13 protein-coding genes and 1 other annotated feature are annotated in these 16025 nt (G+C 46.2%); of the genes, 2 read left to right on the forward strand and 11 right to left on the reverse strand.

Annotation, left to right across the window (positions count from 1 at the left end):
• Positions 1 to 54: 54 nt before the first annotated feature.
• Positions 55 to 1152, reverse strand: a complete 1098-nt coding sequence (locus JJQ88_RS01950) for an amidohydrolase (RefSeq protein ID WP_210364056.1) — start codon at positions 1150 to 1152, stop codon at positions 55 to 57.
• Between the two features lie 269 nt (positions 1153 to 1421).
• On the opposite strand from JJQ88_RS01950, the gene JJQ88_RS01955 reads away from it, so the two are divergent.
• On the forward strand, positions 1422 to 4481 hold the full coding sequence (locus tag JJQ88_RS01955; RefSeq protein ID WP_210364057.1) for an efflux RND transporter permease subunit: 3060 nt from the start codon (positions 1422 to 1424) through the stop codon (positions 4479 to 4481).
• Between the two features lie 231 nt (positions 4482 to 4712).
• Here JJQ88_RS01955 and JJQ88_RS01960 read toward each other — a convergent pair whose 3' ends face one another.
• From JJQ88_RS01960 to JJQ88_RS01990, 7 genes are all read right to left on the reverse strand, one after another.
• Complete coding sequence (locus JJQ88_RS01960; RefSeq protein ID WP_210364058.1) at positions 4713 to 5036, reverse strand: YnfA family protein; 324 nt, start codon at positions 5034 to 5036, stop codon at positions 4713 to 4715.
• Between the two features lie 163 nt (positions 5037 to 5199).
• The gene (locus JJQ88_RS01965; protein ID WP_210364059.1) at positions 5200 to 5856 is read right to left on the reverse strand and encodes an oxidoreductase; all 657 of its coding nucleotides are present in this window, start codon (positions 5854 to 5856) and stop codon (positions 5200 to 5202) included.
• A gap of 111 nt (positions 5857 to 5967) precedes the next feature.
• Complete coding sequence (locus JJQ88_RS01970) at positions 5968 to 7575, reverse strand: FMN-binding glutamate synthase family protein (RefSeq protein ID WP_210364060.1); 1608 nt, start codon at positions 7573 to 7575, stop codon at positions 5968 to 5970.
• 14 nt (positions 7576 to 7589) lie between these two features.
• Entirely contained in the window at positions 7590 to 8219 is a 630-nt protein-coding gene (locus JJQ88_RS01975) for an NAD(P)H-binding protein (RefSeq protein ID WP_210364061.1), read from the reverse strand.
• 108 nt (positions 8220 to 8327) lie between these two features.
• Positions 8328 to 10403, reverse strand: a complete 2076-nt coding sequence (locus tag JJQ88_RS01980; RefSeq protein WP_210364062.1) for a catalase — start codon at positions 10401 to 10403, stop codon at positions 8328 to 8330.
• Between the two features lie 177 nt (positions 10404 to 10580).
• Positions 10581 to 10961, reverse strand: a complete 381-nt coding sequence (locus JJQ88_RS01985; RefSeq protein WP_210364063.1) for a hypothetical protein — start codon at positions 10959 to 10961, stop codon at positions 10581 to 10583.
• 310 nt (positions 10962 to 11271) lie between these two features.
• The gene (locus JJQ88_RS01990; RefSeq protein ID WP_210364064.1) at positions 11272 to 11778 is read right to left on the reverse strand and encodes a ferritin; all 507 of its coding nucleotides are present in this window, start codon (positions 11776 to 11778) and stop codon (positions 11272 to 11274) included.
• Positions 11779 to 12529: 751 nt separating this feature from the next.
• Between JJQ88_RS01990 and JJQ88_RS01995 the strand changes: the two genes are divergently transcribed.
• Positions 12530 to 13153 (forward strand): VWA domain-containing protein, encoded by a 624-nt coding sequence (locus JJQ88_RS01995; RefSeq protein ID WP_210364065.1) that lies wholly within the window; start codon positions 12530 to 12532, stop codon positions 13151 to 13153.
• Positions 13154 to 13194: 41 nt separating this feature from the next.
• Here JJQ88_RS01995 and JJQ88_RS02000 read toward each other — a convergent pair whose 3' ends face one another.
• The 3 genes from JJQ88_RS02000 to JJQ88_RS02010 form a co-directional block, all read right to left on the reverse strand.
• A complete protein-coding gene (locus tag JJQ88_RS02000; protein WP_210364066.1) occupies positions 13195 to 13482 on the reverse strand; it encodes a hypothetical protein in 288 nt (95 codons plus the stop codon).
• A 323-nt stretch (positions 13483 to 13805) separates the two neighbouring features.
• A complete protein-coding gene (locus JJQ88_RS02005) occupies positions 13806 to 14612 on the reverse strand; it encodes a YitT family protein (protein ID WP_210364067.1) in 807 nt (268 codons plus the stop codon).
• A gap of 155 nt (positions 14613 to 14767) precedes the next feature.
• Positions 14768 to 15019 (reverse strand) — a binding site (T-box leader).
• Between the two features lie 241 nt (positions 15020 to 15260).
• Positions 15261 to 15887 carry an undecaprenyl-diphosphatase gene (locus JJQ88_RS02010; protein WP_481748268.1) on the reverse strand — a complete coding sequence of 209 codons (627 nt, stop codon included), beginning with the start codon at positions 15885 to 15887 and terminating at the stop codon, positions 15261 to 15263.
• Positions 15888 to 16025 lie beyond the last annotated feature (138 nt).

Raw genomic sequence — 16025 nt, forward strand, 5'->3', positions numbered from 1 at the left:
TTATGTAAAAAAGAACCACCGCCAAGCAGTGGTTCCGATGGAGAGTTCTTTTCCCTACGCATTCAGGATGGTTTCCGCAAGGATTCTCGCGCCAAAATCAAGAGCGGAATAGTCGAACGTCATCTTAGGATGATGGAGGCCTGGAGCCAGATTCGCCCCAATCCCGATCATAGCCGCCTTTAATTCCGGTTTTTTTACCGTATAAAAATGAAAGTCATCGCTCCCTGAAGTAATGACCGGCTCAGCCAATGCTTCGATTCCTGCTGCCTTGAGGATCGCTTTCCTGGCGATTTCTTCCGCTTCGGGCGACACCTCTGCCCCAGGAGTGAAATCCACCCAATCCCAATATATATCCACCCCAAAAAAGTTTTTCAAACCTTCGATTTTGGCATCCAGCTCGGAACGGATTTGTTCGAGGACTTCATTTTTCTGGGCACGGACATCAATGGCGACCTCTGCCGTGCCAGGGATGATGTTCAAGTTCTCTCCGCCAGCCGCGATTCTTGTCAGCTTTGCTGAATGTGGTTCAAATGGGGATACATAGACTGACTTCACAGCCTGATGCAAGGCAAAGGCAACATCGATCGCGTTCTTCCCCTGATGCGGCCTTGCCCCATGCGCATCGATTCCCGAAATCCTCCCGTTCAGGAATATCCCGGCTCCATGGTGAATCGAAGGCGCTGCCTTCCCGAGCGGAAGCTCTTCCATTGGTCGAAGATGGACACCAAATAAGTGGGTAACATGATCGAGAACCCCCCGTTCAACCATGGAAACCGCTCCATTCCCCTTTTCTTCAGCAGGCTGGAAAATAAAACGGACCTTCTTGTCAAGCTCCCTCCCCTGCAAATAAAGCATTGCCCCAAGTACCATTGAGATATTGGCGTCATGGCCGCAGGAATGGTTGGCCTGCCACACCCCCTCCACTTCCTGCCAAAGGGCATCAAGATCCGCACGGACAGCGATGACCTCACTACCCGTTCCCATCTCTGCCACAAGACCGGTCACATCGTTGAAGGTACGGTAACCTACATCAAGGCCATTGAGGATTTCCGCAATTTTATCCGTGGTCTTGAATTCCTTCCAGCTGACTTCAGGATGTTGATGAAAATGCCTGAACCACTCCATGATCTTTGTCTCGTAAGATTGCTCCATTCCAGCCACTCCTGTCTTTATTGAAAGTATCCGGGCAAATCAAGCCGGAAATAGTGTATCCCTATTATACCCTTTCAGTCTTAAGCCTTATATCAAAATCTGTCTCTGGTTCATTATGAACCTTCCAAAAGAGGGATAAGATGGAAGCCAGGAACGGAACCAGGGGACAAAGACAGAATGAAGGTGTTGACTTTCTCCCTCACGATGTGCCCTTGGTGGATAAAATTGGGGTTCTTGGATGCCGTTCACAATCATTTTTGGAGGTCGTTATGAAATTATTGGACTTTATTGTCAAGCGAAAAATCCTGATCGGTTTGATGGTGGTACTAGTTTTATTGTTTGGAAGCTATGCGGTTTTCAAGCTTGACAGAGAGCTGCTGCCATCACTCAATATGGATGGCGCCTATGTTGAGATAAGCGCCGGGGAAATGCCTGCAGTTGAAGTAGAGCGGACCATCACTTCCCCTCTTGAGAAAAAACTCATCGGGATGGACGGTGTTGAGGACGTCGAGACAACCAGCAATATTGGCCGCAGTTCGTTCCAGATGACGTTTGAACGCGGTCGCGGAGATGACTTGTTCAAAGAAATTGAATCCATCGTAAATTCTGCAACTTCCGAGATGGCTGGAGTAGAGGAAGTGGTTTCCGGCCAGTACGGCACGAATCAAAGCTATGAATTTTTCATGGATATTTCTGGCAAGGATATGGCAGCAATGACGACTTTCGCCAAAGAAATCCTCGAACCCAGACTGGAAGAACTGCCAGAGGTCCGGGACGTCTCCCTATCCGGGATTCTGGAGCATGAGATGGAAGTCGCGCTTAACAGGGAGGAATTGTCGAAAAGGAATCTGGATACATCACAAGTGATCGCTGCCATCCAGCAGGCAAATGAGGAAGCGACTCTAGGACAGCTGGCAAAAGAAGCGGATTCTCCGTCCTTAAGATGGAAGACGAAGCTGACATCGGTCGAAAATGTTAAGGACATTGCGATTCCATCCCAGTCCGGGTTCATTAAGCTGGAAGACATCGCTGAGGTTTCGCTCAAGCCTGTAGAGAACTCTTCTTTCGTTTGGAAAAACGGGACGAAGGATTTCATCTTTGTCCAGGCTGGACGGGTATCCGATGCCACTCAAATCGAGATGGCCGAAGCCATCAGGGCTGAAATCGAAAAGATTCGCGACGAGGGTCTGATCGATGGGTTCGAATTGAATGAAATCGTAGCCCAGGCAGATTATGTAAAAGAATCAATCGATGGTGTCACAAGCAATATCCTCGTCGGCAGCGCGATTGCGGTCGTCATCTTGCTGCTTTTCCTCAGGAATGTCAGGGCAACGGCCATCGTTGTATTATCGATTCCAACCTCAGTATTGCTGACCTTCGCCGCGATGTGGATATTCGGCTACAGCTTCAATATGCTGACCCTGATTGGACTTGGTCTTGGGATCGGCATGATGGTCGATTCCTCCATTGTCATACTGGAATCGATATACCGGAAGAAAGAGCTTGGATTCTCGAAATTCGCTGCTGTGATCGAAGGAACAAAAGAGGTAGCGACTGCTGTCATGGCCTCAATGCTGACAACGATTGTCGTATTCCTGCCGATAGGTTTGCTTGGCGGTGAAACGGGACAGTTCATGATCATCCTGTCCGCAGTTGTTGCCATCACTTTGATCAGCTCCGTCCTTGTATCGTTCACGGTGATCCCTTCGTTGTCAGAGAAATTTTTAAAACTTAAGAACAAGAAGAAGGCGTTAAAGGAAGGCGTGCTGCTGCGCAGCTATAAACGTCTCGTCTCCTGGACAATCAAGAAGAAGCGGAACAGCCTTGCAGTCATCGGATTGTTTTTCCTGATGTTCGCTGGTTCCCTGCTGCTCGTTGCCAAAATTCCCATGACCATCATGCCCGATATGCTGAACCGTTACTCCGAAATCATGGTGGACATCGAGCCAGGGCTGACAATAGAGGATAAAGAAGAACTCGCTGCTGAAATCAATAAAGCTTTGGATGATGTTACAGATGTCAAAACGAATTACATCATGGATCAGGGCACGATGATGTATACAATTATCAACATGACGAAAGGCGACGACATCACCACCGGTCAAAAGGAAGTGAATGAAGCGATTCTTAGATCGCTGCGCAGCCTTGAGGGAAGACTGCCTGTCAAAGGGGCATCAGCCGCGATGTCTGGCGGTTCAGGCTATCCCGTCCAGGTCCATATCTCCGGTGAAAGCTTTAGCGAACTGCAATCGATTGCGGATGGTTTTATAAAAGACATGAAGGCAATCGATGGAATTGTGGCTGTCGAAAACTCCATCGATCGCACTTCTATCGAGCAGGTTGTTGAATTGAAAGAAAGGGAAATCGAAAAAGCTGGCCTGACCCAGCCGCAAATCAAACAAAATATGGAACAGGCATTTTTACAAATGCCACTTGGGGAAGTAAAAATGGACGAAGAAAATATCCCTTTGACGATCAGCTGGGATAAGACAACAGCTACCAAGTCCGAACTTCTGGATCTTATGGTCCCAACACCGACAGGGGAAAAGAAGCTTGGTTCGTTCATCACCTTGAAGAATGAAGAAAACCCCAACTTGATCACTCATAAAGATGGCAAGCGCTATATATCGATTTCTGCGGATATTGAGGGAAGGGATCTTGGGGCCATCAACCGGGATGTCCAGAGATTGATGGATGGCTACCCTGTTCCGGCGGGTTACAGCATTTCGCCGGCAGGTGACCTTGAAAAGCAGCAGGAAATGATCCAGGAGATGATCTTGATCCTGGCTATCTCGATTTTCCTTGTCTATCTGGTAATGGCTGTCCAATTCAACCACCTCGGGCACCCCCTGATTGTCATGTCCGTCATCCCCATGACTATTGTCGGCGTCATTCTCGGTTTGTTCCTGACGCAACGGGAATTGAGCATCATGTCAGGAATGGGCATCATCATGCTGATTGGGATTGTGTTGAATAACGCGATTTTGCTGATTGACCGGACGAACCAGCTTCGCAAGGAAGGTTGCACCGTCCAGGAAGCGCTTGTTGAGGCAGGAAAAAACCGGATCCGTCCGATTATGATGACTACCTTGACAACGGTTGGCGGCATGCTGCCGCTGGCGCTGGCATCAGGAAGCTCCGGGAATTACCAGGCGCCAATGGCAACCGTCATCATCGCCGGGCTGAGCTTCGCCACCCTGATTACTTTGCTGCTGATCCCGGCTGTATATCGAGTCTTTACTCGAGGAACAGTCAAACCCAGATTGGTTCAAAATGAGTCTAAAACAGATCACACTGATGCTTCTCCCGCAGCAGAAACAACCAATTGATGATAAGATTACGCTTTGCCTATGGACACAATCTTTCATTCCATTTTGGATGAACACGAAAAGTTCCCCACAATAAAAAAGCCTGGCATCGATTCACTCGATGTCAGGCTTTTACATTGCAAGGCTCCTCCAGCTTTTACGTTTGAATAAAAACCAGGACACATAGGATGGATCAGGATGTTCTCGCAGAGAATGATCATCTTGCAAACTGATTATTTCAGCACCTGCTTCCTAATTTCTTGGTGCCCATAGCATGATAGTGACCCCAACAACGCAAATCGCGGCGCCGAGCCAGTCGTATAAGTCGGGGGTTTTCCTGTCAATTCCCCACCCCCATAGGACAGATAGGACGATGAAGACTCCGCCATAGGCAGCGTACACCCTCCCAAAAGCAGGAAAGTGCTGGAATGTTGGGAGGATTCCATAAAGAACCAGAATACCGCTGCCTATGATGCCATACCAAGAGGGCTTGCCTTCACGCAGCCAAAGCCAGACAAGATAGCCACCGCCAATTTCAGCCAGGCCGGCAGCTATGAATAAAAAGATTGCGAACATACCATTCTCCTTATGATTCTTTATCCACTAGACATGGACGAAAATTTCCCGGCATCAACAGTAAGGCATAGCCGTCTTTGTTATGGTATTTCCCATTTCGCATTCCCTGCCGTTTTTGCCTGCTATGCAGGAGAATAGGACACCCTTATGGACAGTTGCTCCCTTATTCACCGATCCGCTGTATTTGTTCCGAGGGATAGATGGCTAGTCCAGTGTTGTGTTGCTGAGCGACCCGATACATTGCGGATGCCACCGTTTTGCCTTCGATTGCTCTATATTTTTCCATCGGTCCTTTGAACGGCAGCCTGGTGAAAATCGCTGCGGCCGCCTGCTCGCCGAACCTGGATTCCTTTCGTTCACCAAGCAGGAGGGATGGTCGAAAAATCGAGGTCGAATCGAATGGAACCTCTTTGATTTCCTTCTCTAGCCTCCCTTTCATTTTCGGATAAAATAATCGCGAATCAGGATTGGCATTCATCGAACTGACAATTAAAAATTGCCGGGCTCCTCCCGAAATTGCCAGTTTCGCAATCGTTACTGGGTAATCAACATCAATCTTCCACATCGCTTCCTTCGTTTTCGCTTTCTTGATTGTCGTGCCAAGGCAGCAGTATACATCATCGACAGCAAAAATCTCCCTATTTTCCTCTAGCCTGTCAAAATCCACGATTTTTTCCACAAGCTTTGGATGCTGTACCTCCAGCGGCCTCCTGACAATCGCGACCACTCTCTCGTATTCCTCCCCATCCAGAAGCAGATGGAGCAATCCATTTCCAATCAATCCAGTCGAACCGGCAATCAGCGCAGATTTTCCCGTCAAGCAAGAGCCCTCCTAAAAAAACATATAATTCATTATTCCATAAAAAGCCGGAGTATAAAAGAAAGTGCCTCCCCTGCTTGCTATAAAACGGCAAGGCGGCACCATCCACATTCATGCTTCCTTTTTCTGCTGTGTCCTCCTTGCCGCAATGATCAGGTCCTCAACAGGCGACACCTTGCCCAATTCGTCTTTGTGGACAATGTGCTTCCGTTCGAATTGAGTCGGACTGTCCAGTCCGGCTGCCGCGGCCAGGTTGAAAAGCCCTTCCCTCAATGAAATGATGTAGTTGCATACACGATAGCATTTTTCATCAACGATCAGTCCATCCTGCAGTTTTTTATCCGTCGTTGCTACACCTGCCGGGCACCTGTTCGTATGGCAAACCTGGGCCATGATGCAGCCGACGCTGATCATCATCCCGCGCGCGATATTCACCAAGTCCGCTCCCATTGCCAGGGTGATTGCGATTTTATCCGGCGTGATCAACTTCCCGGAAGCAATCAGCTTGACCCTGTCCCGGATGCCATAATGCCGCAGCATTTCATCAACAACGGGCAAGGCGGAATGGATTGGCAAGCCGACTGTATCAGCCAGCTCCTGATAAGTCGCTCCCGTTCCGCCTTCTCCGCCATCGACTGTAATGAAATCGGGCCCTTTCCCGCTCTCCTTCATATAGGAAATCATCTTCTCAAGGGCATCCATGTCGCCAACAACGATCTTGATGCCGACAGGCTTGCCGCCGACCTGCCGCAACTCCTCAATGAATTCGAACATCGTCGGAGCATCGCTGAATTCATAGAATCTATTGGGACTGTTGATCGTCTTCCCGACTTCCACAAGCCGGATTTTCGCGATTTCCTCTGTTACCTTCTCACCTTCAACATGGCCGCCGCGCGTCTTCGCACCTTGCGCAAGCTTGAGTTCGAACGCTTTTACCTGTGGCATTTCGCTCTTGCGCTTGAATTCCTCCCAGGAAAACTCGCCGTTTGGTTTCCTGACACCGAATAGATCGGGACCGATCTGCATGATGATATCGGGGTTTCCAGCGAGATGATGTTCCGAAAGGCCGCCCTCGCCTGAATTCATCCATGTTCCTCCAGCAAGTCCCAGCCCCTTAGAAAGGGCCTGGATCGCCCTTTCTCCAAGCGCTCCATAGCTCATCGCCGATTGTCCAACCTGGCCCTTCACCCTGAAAGGCTCACGGCACGTCCTGTCCCCAATGACAACGGCATCCTCATCCCGCAAATAGTACGGATCGACAAGCTTTTCCTCACTGTGTTCTTTTCTGGCAAACAGATTCTCGCCATCAACCTTGTAAACTCTTGTTTTGATTTTCTTCGCATTATCGACCTTCATCTCATCAGTCAGCTTAGGAAAAAGCGTATTGCGGATGTAGAAGCCTTCCGCGTCAAAATTGCGGAGCGATCCGAAACCTATCAGCCTTTCCTTGTATTTCCCTGCCTTGACGATATCCTGGTATTCCTTCCTTGAAAACGGCTTCCCTTCATTATCATTATTGAATAAGTATTGCCTCAGTTCTGGCCCGATATGTTCTGTGAAATAGCGGACCTTCCCGATGACCGGGAAGTTTCGGAGGATCGAATGCTGCTTCTGGCGGTCATCTTTGATATATAGGTAGATAAACAGAAAGAGCGGAATAACGATCATCAACACAATAAAAGCAAATAGCCCAATTACCAGATAATCCGTCAGACCCATTGGCAAGCTCCTTTCTACAATGAAGCCAGCGCTTCTTGGATCGGTCTGTCCCCAGAAGCGACTTCGAATGTTTTATTAAAGGTATTTTCTGTGTTAAGCACCTCTGCAAGCACCTCTGCCAAATCCTCGCGGGAGATTTCGAGTCCCTTGGCGCCAATCGTTTCAGCAGCGGTTATTTTCCCATCTCCTGGCTGATCGTTCAAGGCGCCAGGCTGGACAACTGTATAGTTCAGCCTCTCATGCCGCAAGAATTCATCCGGCATTTCCTTGGCACCGATTTCACGGCTCTCATCGCCAACAGCTTCATCGGCTTTGATGGCACTCATCAACACAAAGCGGCGGACTCCCTGCCGCTCTGCTTCCTTCACCGTTTCCATCACCGATTCATGGTCGACAAGCACCGTTTTCCCCGTTTGGGCTTTCGGATTGATGCCTGTAAGGAAAATCACTGCTTCATACCCTTTGAATATTGAATCCAGACTGCTTTGTCCATAGACGGCTGTTTCGGAGGCGCCCCGGTCCCTCAGAGCTACTTGCTGGTTCTCCTTGCCCACGACGGCGCATGAATGATGCCCTTTTGCCTGCAATTTTTCCACTAAAAACCCGCCAACCGAGCTATGAGCGCCAAAGACCACTACTTTCATGGAATTCCTCCTCCCGCCGGAACGGTTATTTTTTAAAAGGGAACCAGAGGAATCTCCGTTTCCCTAGTAATGATTCTTACATGCTTCCTGTTTGGCTTTTTCCGGTTGTTACATCTCCCTGTCCCAATGGCGATGCTCGATGACCGCATCAATGAATGTCTGGCTTGTCCCCTGGATTTGATTGGTATCCTCGGCCATCACCAGTCCTGGACTTCCAGCCTTTATTCCGGCAGCGGCCAGCAATTCCGAAGCTTCGATTCCTCCTCCTACAGCTTTAAAATGGCTGAAGGCCTCATCGACGAAATAAACAGCTTCCTTCTTCTGCATTAAGCTGTCAACACTTTGCTGTCCCCCAGCCACATAGACTGCGTCATACAGGACTGAACTGCTAGTCAGGAGGGTGTGGTCCACTTCAAGCTCCTTGCCGCCGTCCCCTTTGATCTTCCCAAGCTTCTTGCTGATGATTTCAGCTGTCATTCCGCTTTTTTTCAGCATCTCGATCAGGCCGGAAACTTCCCCTGAGTTAAAGCCATCATCAGCAAGGATGGCCACCTTCCTTGTATCCGGCAGTTTCACTGTATTCTCCTGGCTTAAGGCTGGCGATCTAAGGCTGTAATCCTTCGGTTTCACATTGGCAGGCGGCTTTGCCCCTACGTTTCTTGCCACCTTCTCAGCAAGTGTCGCATCAATATTGCCTAATACATCAACAACCTGCTGGCGGACATCCTTGCTCATCACTTTTCCAATTTCAAAGCTGAAGGCGTCAATAATATGCTTTTTTTCAACCTCACTCATACTGTTCCAGAATAAAACGGCCTGGGAATAGTGATCCTTGAAGCTGTCACTTCGCTGACGGACCTTCCTTCCTTCCACCTTTTCCTGATAGTGGGCATAACCGCCCTCATTTCCGGGAACCGGGTGTGGATCATTCCCTTGAAGAGAGTTTTTATGATAAGATACCTGGCCGCGGTCGATTGTCATTCGATGCATGCCGTCACGCTGATTATTGTGGAACGGGCATACCGGGCGATTGATCGGGATTTCGTGGAAATTTGGCCCTCCAAGACGGCTTAGCTGCGTATCCGTATAGGAAAACAGGCGACCTTGCAACAGCGGGTCATTGGAAAAATCGATCCCTGGTACGACATGGCCCGGATGGAAGGCGACCTGCTCTGTTTCAGCGAAGAAATTCGACACGTTCTGATTCAGTGTCATTTTCCCGAAAATCTTGACTGGAACCAGTTCCTCAGGCCAGATTTTCGTAGGGTCTAAAATATCAAAATCAAATTTGAATTCATCTTCTTCATCGATCATCTGGACACCAAGCTCGAATTCCGGGTAATTTCCCATCTCGATTGCTTCATATAGATCTCTCCTGTGGAAGTCAGGGTCCTTGCCAGCAAGCTTTTGCGCCTCATCCCAAACGAGCGAGTGGACACCAAGCACTGGTTTCCAATGGAACTTCACAAAGCGGGCTTTCCCCTGCTCATTCACAAAACGGAATGTATGGACCCCGAATCCTTCCATCATCCTGAAGCTGCGGGGAATCGCCCTGTCGGACATCGCCCACATGACCATATGGGCGGATTCCGTATTGTTTGCGACAAAATCCCAGAACGTATCATGGGCAGTGGACGCCTGGGGAATTTCATTATGAGGCTCAGGCTTGAATGAATGGACCAAATCAGGGAATTTGATTGCATCCTGAATGAAGAAGACAGGAATATTATTGCCGACCAGGTCATAATTGCCTTCTTCCGTATAAAATTTCGTCGCAAAGCCGCGGACATCCCGGACCGTGTCCCCCGATCCCCGCGAGCCCGCAACGGTTGAAAAACGGACAAAGACAGGTGTTTTTTTGCCAGGGTCCTGCAGGAATTCCGCTTTCGTGTACTCTGCCATCGACTCATATACCTGGAAATAGCCATGGGCCGCGTACCCCCTTGCATGGACAATCCGCTCTGGAATACGCTCATGGTCAAAATGGGTCATTTTCTCCCTGAAATGGAAGTCCTCCATCAATGTCGGGCCGCGTACCCCAGCTTTCAAGGAATGCTCATCCTCTGAAATCCGGACACCCTGATTCGTTGTCATCTCTTTTCCTTTATGGTCGGATCTGAATTGATCAAGCTGCTGATCCTTCGAATTTCTATTCACCGGCTGATTCATTTTGTCGTCTTTCATGATACAATCCTCCCGCTCATCGTTTTGGGAGCATGCAAGATAAGGCTTATGTATGTTCTTGCAGACAGGTTGCTTCTTTTCTCAAAGGAGTACAATCACACACTTAACGGCATGCCCCTTAGTTGGACCTTTACCACGAGGCCCAGCCCGCTAAACGGCTGGCAGCGGGCTGTGTTCTTACATATTTTTTTCTAAATAACTTTTCGCCTCTTCAGGTGTCGGGAACGTTTTAATCTCTGTGATTTCCTTGCTATCGTTCACGACCGCGAGAAAACCGTCGGCCACTTGGATAATATCCGCGGAGACGTTTCCATTCCCAGCTGGTTTCACTGTTTCCTGGATATCCGCCTGTCCTTTATCAACCCATGTCTTGATTTCCACCGAATAAGCATCATAATCCATTCCTTTATAAAACCTGTCCTGGAGGTATTCAACTGTTACAGGATCCTTTTCATCCTTTACCTCCGTTTTCGGTTTGTCCTCACTCGGTTTGCTTCCGTCCTGGCCGCATGACATAAGTGTGCCGATCACCGCCAATGGAATCAATGCCTTCCTCATCGAATCCTCCTCACAATTCAGGGTTTATACTATTCTGATACCCTAAATTCCCAGACTGAAAGTGGCATCGATGAATTAGATAAAATTCCCATTAATTTTACATCTTTCCCTATAAAAAGAAATGCCGACTAAAAACCGCCTCCCTGTTGGCGGCAGCTTTACTCGACAAGGACAAGCATAAAACAAGCCGTCTGAAGAGCTTTCAGACGGCTTGCCTTTCCCCTCCAGGCCATTTTTGCCGGGAGCTGGAAAAATTTATATTCCATGGATTGTGAAAAAACCACGATTCCCGAAAGAGTCCTGATTTTCCTCAAGCTTCTGGAGCTGTAAAGGTACGCTTCGCAAGTTCACTTTCAAGCATGAAAAATGCGTTGCTGTCCTGATCGATCCGTTTCAGTTTCTGGATCAGACTGTCAAACATCGCCTCTTCCTCCACCTGCTCCTCAATGAACCATTTCAGGAAGGTCATAGTCGCGTGTTCACGCTCATCCAAAGCGATGTCAGCCAGTTTGTAAATCCGGCTAGTCACTTCCTTCTCGTGTGCCAGGCCTTTTTCGAAAACATCAAGCACAGAAGTGAACTCATTCGACGGCGCCGGGAAACCGTCCACCGCCACTCTCTCACCCAAGTCGTTGATGAATTGATAAAACTTCATCGCATGGAACCGCTCTTCTTCAGCCTGCACTAAGAAAAAGTTCGCAAAACCGTCGAGATTCTCCGCTGAGCAATAAGCAGCCATCGCCAAATAAGCGTGCGCTGAATAAAATTCGTAATTCATTTGCTCTGTCAAACCTTTTACCAATCTTTCACTGATCATTGAAATAGCCTCCTTCTGTTATCCAACACTTGCATATCTCCTGAGCCAATTTGAAGCCTATTCTCTGAATAGGCTAGGCTCGACTTCCCCTTTTAAATACGTACTTCCTCCATCTATCACCTCATTGACAACTCAAAGGCTTGCACAAGATGGATAACCATACCCTGCCACATTTATCCTGCCATTTTAATCTTACAGCAGTAATATTCGTAAAACAAGCTGTTAAACTAACAGGTCTTATCGCCTATTCTTCAGGAAAATCAGTTTCCATATGGAAAAATATACAAGCAATCGTGATAAATAGGTATGAGATGAAGAATAGGGGGTAACCTTGGATATGAAAAAATGAGCATGATGATTTGCTTGATCTTTTTCATTATCGGGTGCAGCAAGGATTCCACTCAAAAAGAGGGCAGTTCTCCACCTGTTACTAAAAAAGAGCCAGCCTCCGCTGAAGTGGCGGAAAACCATACGGACAAGGAAGATGAAGACACTTGGCCGGAGACTTTCCGTCCAACACCATCTTCCTCCTTTCATCTTCCTGCAACATAAGCGGAAGCCGAGGATTATGCAAAAGGGGTTTGGTGGAATAATTAGAGAATGGACAATTATCCGAGGATCATCAAATGGCTGTACAACAGGCATTAACAGATATAGCTAAATCCAAACTAAGCAGCAAAGAGAAGGGTGCCGAAATCAAAAGATTCCTAGCCGAAACTTACTTCCCTGATTTCCCTGGGATGACATCATTTTGCCAAGGGGCAAAATAAGTGTAGAGGACCTTGAAACAGAATCCACTATCAAGTTGAACTGGCGGGAAGTGAAGGGTACCATCAACGTGGCGATGATCCTCGATGCTTCTGGTTCGATGAAAAAGGTCCAAAACGGGAAAACACTGATGGAAGCAGCCAAGGAATCCATCCGTGATTTCACCTCCAGCCTGCCGGAAAATGCGAACGTCTCACTGACTGTCTATGGACATAAAGGGTCGGGCTCTGAAAAAGATAAGGAACTTTCCTGTAATGGGATTGAGGAAGTTTACTCCCTCTCAAAATATGATGCGGCTTTTGACTCTGCGTTAAACTCCATTCCCGCAAGCGGATGGACGTCCATTGCCCAATCGATGAAGACTGTAGGAAGTAAATTAATGGATCAAACTGATGCAACGAATGTCATTTACCTGGTTTCAGGCGGAAAAGAAACATGTGATGGAGATGCGGCGGAAGAAGCAAGGGTATTGGCAGAATCCAAGGTCAATCCGATCAGGGGTTTTATCCCAGTTCGATCTGAAAGCGTTAATCATATGAAAAACCATGGCTTACGGGGATCAACCAGATACTTGCCCATAGACCAGTTGTCTATCAGGACTCTTTAATTCGGATTGTTAAGCCCTGGCTACTTACCTTACACCATGTATCAATATTTTACAAAGCCATTGAGAAATTGATATAACTCTTCTAACTCTCCCTCTTTAGCCACAATACAATTAGGATATTGTTTGATCTCACCTATATTGGATATTTTAAAATCAGCGGGGGTTGGCAGTCCTGAAGCACAAATGAGTAAATAGTCAGCAAAATGAATGATTCCCGTCACTGCTGACGTTTTTATTGTCATTCGGCCCATTGCTCTCCCAGCAAACAATCCTTTCATTGCGCTTTTTCCGCCTGTCCCTTCGATTACTATTCTGCTTTCGTCTACCATTACTTTTGTTCCCGATTTAAAGTCAAATGTTTTAATATATGATGCTTTAAAAATCAGATAAAATTAGTTTGATATTCACATGCAGATTCAGCATGAATCGCAGAAATCCGCTCTAGCCCATAATTGGATAGTGAGACGGAAAAAATAAGCATCAAAAAGAGCAGGAAGATAGCGGTAAAATAAAAACAGCTGTCACAGCAACATAGCAGCCGCTGGATTGCATACCAAGATAAGGAAGGGAGATAAAATCTCCCGTACCGAAAAATAGAGAAATGAGCATAAATCCTGAACATTACACATTTTCCCAATCACCTAAAGCCCTCCTAATTTTTAGCGAAAACCCCATCGACTTCGACAGTCTCAAATATATTAATAAATGCTTTTTCATCATGATTACGGACAATCTTTTTAATTTGCATCGTTTCATATCGAGTAACGACCATCATTAAAATGTCTTTCTTCTCTCGGGTATAGCCACCGTAACCCTCAGTGATCGTAATCCCCCTGTAGACTGACTTCAGTAAATCTTCTCGTATTAACTCCCCCTTTGAGGTCACAATCTGCATTGTCAGCTTGATGTGATTTGTGTGGATCGTATCAATCATTTTCCCGGTTAAATAAATGGACAAAAACGTATATAATGCGATATCCCAACTGAAGACTGCACCAGAAATAAAAACAATGATGCCATTCATTGCGGTAAGCAGAAGACCCACACCAACATTACTCGTTCGGGACAGGATAATAGCAATAATATCCAGCCCCCCAGACGTTCCAGAGTATTTTAAGATCAAGCCAACTCCAAGACCGCCTATGACTCCTCCGAAAATTGTCGATAGCAGTATGTTGTCGGTGACAGGAGATACTGGTAACAAATATAGGAATATAGAGAGTGCAATGACACAAATTAGTGTATTGATTGTAATCATTTTTCCCAGTTTAAAGTATCCTAATATAATCAAAGGCAGATTGAGGACTAGATTCAATAAGCCGATATCAAATGGGGTGATAAAACCAAGCAAAATAGCAATACCACTTATTCCACTACTTAAAATCCCATAAGGAACCAGGAAAAAGTTAAAGGCAAATGCCACGACCAACGAACCTAAGACGACGATGATATTTTTCATAACCATTGAACCTCCTTCAAGTAAACACCGGGTTCCTTTCCAAAGTGGAAAAGTGCGAATCTATTATTCTCACAAAAATATAACTCCGACAAACTAAGGTGTTTTTTTCTCATGAAATCAGCCTCCCTTTTTTTGCATAAAAAAACTCGCCCCTAAATAGGGACGAGTTTCTGCTCGCGTTACCACCCATATTCCGTAGATTTCTTAGAAAGAAACAATCCGGCTCTCAGTCAACGTACTATCATACGTGTTCCATGTAACGGTGGACATCCGTCGAAGCTTACTTGATTTTCAGCTTCGCATCTCGGAGATGATTTTCGGATAAGGTCCGTTCATCGACTTCCACCAAACGCCGACTCTCTGTAGAACAGGGGTCTTATCTTACTCTTTCTCGTCACTGATTTTTTATTATTGAAAATAATTTAGCATGGGTTAATAGGCACGTCAATATAGATTTTTCTATAATCGCAAAATAAAAGTATTCGAAATATTTAATCTTAACATGATTGCCGAACGTGAAATCCCCTCACTTGCAACAATGGATGTATTGAGCCTTTTACATAAGCCCACACTATACCAACAAAAATATCACTTGTGAGCCTAAGGTCAGTCTCCTTTTGTTTCATAAGGGATTTCCCATAAAAAAACCTAAAAATTTTTTGACTTGTTTTCTCTTCTTCTTTTCAACTGTAGAAGAAGGTGGGTTTCATATTTTTCATAGATTCTAATGGTGTTTTTAGTAACGCTAAGTTTAGGAAATGTTAAATATATTAAAGTTGCCGTAGCTAAGCTAATTAATATTCCTGCTAAAACATCAAAAGGATAATGGACTCCAACCCATATACGGGAGACACCTACGAGAATAGCTAACAATATCCATAAAATAGACCAGCCTCTTTTAAAGAGCCAAAACGAAATGCAATATGAGAAAAATAAAATTGTATGGTCACTTGGAAAAGAATTGTCTTTCTCTTTATGAATCAGTTGATTAACGTCTGGCAATTCAGCAAAAGGTTGAAAATTCGAGTGAAATACTCCTGAAACCTTTCCTATTAGAAGAGCGCAAATGAAAGCGATCGATGCGCAAAGAATCATTATTCTATTGGCCTTATTTCGTGTAAACCAAATAAAAAGAACAGTTAGCGCTAATAAAACAACCGTATATTCTGCAATGAAAATAGAGGCTGGATTCAAATAAGTATGTTCTTTTCCTAAGTCATTAACCAGCCTAAACAATGATATATTTACTTCTGAGTTAGCCAACCCCGACACCATCCAATCTCTTTTAACAACATAGTAAAAGAGAATAAGACGGTCTGCCATCGAAGCAAATAACATTATTGGGATTTACATTACAATTTTGTAAGATTGCAGTCACTACATGGCCTTTAGGAGTGGTTTTCGGAATGGGCC

This window comes from Bacillus sp. REN3 (assembly GCF_017912555.1).
Classification (GTDB): domain Bacteria; phylum Bacillota; class Bacilli; order Bacillales; family Cytobacillaceae; genus Mesobacillus.

What these genes read in the sequence shown, in the direction of transcription:
- JJQ88_RS01950 (WP_210364056.1), bottom strand. Translation starts at nt 1,152, where the DNA reads ATGGAGCAATCTTACGAGACAAAGATCATGGAGTGGTTCAGGCATTTT.
- JJQ88_RS01955 (WP_210364057.1), top strand. Translation starts at nt 1,422, where the DNA reads ATGAAATTATTGGACTTTATTGTCAAGCGAAAAATCCTGATCGGTTTG.
- JJQ88_RS01960 (WP_210364058.1), bottom strand. Translation starts at nt 5,036, where the DNA reads ATGTTCGCAATCTTTTTATTCATAGCTGCCGGCCTGGCTGAAATTGGC.
- JJQ88_RS01970 (WP_210364060.1), bottom strand. Translation starts at nt 7,575, where the DNA reads ATGGGTCTGACGGATTATCTGGTAATTGGGCTATTTGCTTTTATTGTG.
- JJQ88_RS01975 (WP_210364061.1), bottom strand. Translation starts at nt 8,219, where the DNA reads ATGAAAGTAGTGGTCTTTGGCGCTCATAGCTCGGTTGGCGGGTTTTTA.
- JJQ88_RS01980 (WP_210364062.1), bottom strand. Translation starts at nt 10,403, where the DNA reads ATGAAAGACGACAAAATGAATCAGCCGGTGAATAGAAATTCGAAGGAT.
- JJQ88_RS01985 (WP_210364063.1), bottom strand. Translation starts at nt 10,961, where the DNA reads ATGAGGAAGGCATTGATTCCATTGGCGGTGATCGGCACACTTATGTCA.
- JJQ88_RS01990 (WP_210364064.1), bottom strand. Translation starts at nt 11,778, where the DNA reads ATGATCAGTGAAAGATTGGTAAAAGGTTTGACAGAGCAAATGAATTAC.
- JJQ88_RS02000 (WP_210364066.1), bottom strand. Translation starts at nt 13,482, where the DNA reads ATGGTAGACGAAAGCAGAATAGTAATCGAAGGGACAGGCGGAAAAAGC.
- JJQ88_RS02005 (WP_210364067.1), bottom strand. Translation starts at nt 14,612, where the DNA reads ATGAAAAATATCATCGTCGTCTTAGGTTCGTTGGTCGTGGCATTTGCC.
- JJQ88_RS02010 (WP_481748268.1), bottom strand. Translation starts at nt 15,887, where the DNA reads ATGGTGTCGGGGTTGGCTAACTCAGAAGTAAATATATCATTGTTTAGG.